The sequence below is a fragment of the Flavobacterium frigoris PS1 genome (genome assembly GCF_000252125.1).
Classification (GTDB): Bacteria; Bacteroidota; Bacteroidia; order Flavobacteriales; family Flavobacteriaceae; genus Flavobacterium; species Flavobacterium frigoris_A.
Window position 1 is genome coordinate 1 of sequence record NZ_AHKF01000029.1, and the last position, 2,628, is coordinate 2,628.

The window sequence follows — 2,628 nt, forward strand, 5'->3', positions numbered from 1 at the left end:
TCCCTGCCTTACTGATTTGAAAGCAAAATACAATAAGATAAAAATTAGTATTAGAGATATTGGAACTGCAATTAACAATCGTTGCTTTGCTGCATTTAAGTTTTCAAAAGCACCACCATAGGTTGGATAATAACCTGCTGGGAACTTGATTTGAGTATTTACCTTGTTTTGTAATTCGGTTACAATACTTTGGACATCGCGACCTCGAACATTAAACCCAACTACAATTCTACGTTTGGCATCTTCCCTTTGTATTTGATTTGGACCTTCGGTAATTTCTACTTTTGCCAATTGAGACAGAGGAATTTGCATCCCGTTTGGCGTTGGGATTAATAAATTTTGAACATCCGACAAGTCTTTTCTATTTTCTCCTGCTAAACGAACAACTAGATCAAATCGTTTTTCATCTTCATAAATCAATCCAGCACTTTGTCCTGCAAAAGCTGTATTTACTATTTTGTTAATGTCTTCGATATTCAAATTGTATTGTGCAATTGCAGGACGATTATAGTCAATGACAATTTGTGGCATTCCAGTAACTGTTTCTACATACAGGTCAGAAGTGCCTTCAACGGTATTTACAATCTTTCCTAATTTGTTGGCGTATAAAGCCAAAGTGTCTAAATTTTCACCAAAAATTTTGCATACTACATCTTGCCTTGCGCCAGTCATTAGTTCGTTGAATCGCATTTGTACTGGATATTGAAAACCATAAGAAACACCAGGGACAGCTTCGAGTTCCTTTGCCATTTTTGCTGATAATTCATCGAATGTTGATGCTGATGTCCATTCTGACTTGTCTTTTAGAATAACCATCATATCACTGGCATCAATAGGCATTGGGTCTGTTGGCACTTCGGAACTTCCGGTTTTACCAACCACTTTTTGTACTTCCGGAAACTTTTCTAATAATATTTTTGCCCCTTGCGAAATCGCGGTCATTGATGTTTGCAAATTACTTCCAGGCAAAACCCTTGTTTCTACTGCAAAATCTCCTTCTTCGAGTGATGGCATAAATTCTCCACCCATAAATGAAAGTGTAACGATGGCTAAAACAAATAATGCTAATGTAGTTCCGATTATAACCCTTGGAATGGCTAATGCTTTTTCTAAAAGTGGCTGATAGAAATTTTCTAATTTTGCCATCATTCTATCTGAAAAGTTTTGCTTGTGTGTTATTTTTTTATTTAGAAATAAAGCCGTCATCATAGGAATATAAGTCAATGACAAAACAAAAGCACCAAACAAAGCAAAGGCAATTGTTTGTGCCATTGGTAAAAACATTTTTCCTTCAATACCACGTAATGTAAAAATTGGAATATAAACAATTAAGATAATTAGCTCTCCAAAAACGGCAACATTTCGCATTCTTACAGAAGTTTCTAAAACTGTTTTATCCATTTCGTCTTGAGAAACCTCTCCTTTTTTTCGACCGTACAAACTAAACAAACAGGCTTCAACAATAATTACGGCACCATCTACAATAAGCCCGAAATCTAATGCTCCTAAACTCATTAAATTTCCGCTTACGCCAAATAAATTCATTAGTATTACTGCAAATAACATTGCCAATGGTATAACCGAAGCTACTATTAAACCAGCTCGTACATTTCCTAAAAAAAAGATTAATACTAAAAGTACGATTAATGCTCCCTCAATTAGGTTTTTGCCAACTGTAGAAATAGAATTATTCACCATTTTTGTACGGTCTAAAAATGGTTCAACAATCACACCTTCCGGTAAGGTCTTTCTAATTTGTTCAATTCTTTCTTTAATGTCTTTGATAACAATATTACTATTCGCGCCTTTTAACATCATTACCACTGCACCCGAAACTTCGCCTTCACCGTTGTAAGTCATTGCTCCGTAACGAATAGCATTACCAATGCGAACATCTGCAACATCACGAATAAATAAGGGACTGCCACTATTGGTGTTTTTAATAGATATGTCTTTTATGTTTTCGATTGTATTGATTAACCCTTCACTTCTAATGTATAAAACGGTTGGTCCTTTTTCAATATAGGCACCTCCAGTATTTTCATTGTTTTTTTCTAAAGCATTAAAAACATCCGCAATCGTAATATTGTAAGACTGCAATTTATTAGGATCAATGGCGATTTCATATTGTTTTAATTTCCCGCCAAAACTGCTTACTTCTGCAACACCTTCAACGCTTAATAATTGACGGCGAACGATCCAATCTTGTATAGTTCTTAACTCGGTTACATCGTATTTTTTCTCATAACCAGGTTTTGGCCTTACTACATATTGATAAATTTCTCCCAAACCAGTTGTTACCGGTGCTAAAGTTGGAGAACCAATACCTTTTGGTATCAGTTCTTTGACAGCACTTAATCTTTCGGTTACTTGTTGACGTGCCCAATAAACATCGGTTGCATCATTAAAAACAATGGTTACCACTGATAAACCAAAACGAGAGAAACTACGAATTTCTTTAAGTCCTGGAATATTACTGTTGGCTTGCTCGATTGGAAATGTTATCAACCGTTCAATATCGGTTGCTCCCAATGATGGAGCAGATGTGATAACTTGAACCTGATTGTCTGTAATATCGGGAACGGCATCAATGGGTAATTTGGTGAATTGGAAAATACCATACCCAAT

General features: G+C 35.6%; 1 protein-coding gene. It reads right to left on the minus strand.

Features of this window, described 5'->3' with window-relative positions; translation table 11 throughout:
- Nucleotides 1–2,628, minus strand: a 2,628-nt coding sequence (locus tag HJ01_RS15775) for an efflux RND transporter permease subunit (protein WP_040474063.1), incomplete at both ends; no start/stop codon positions are given.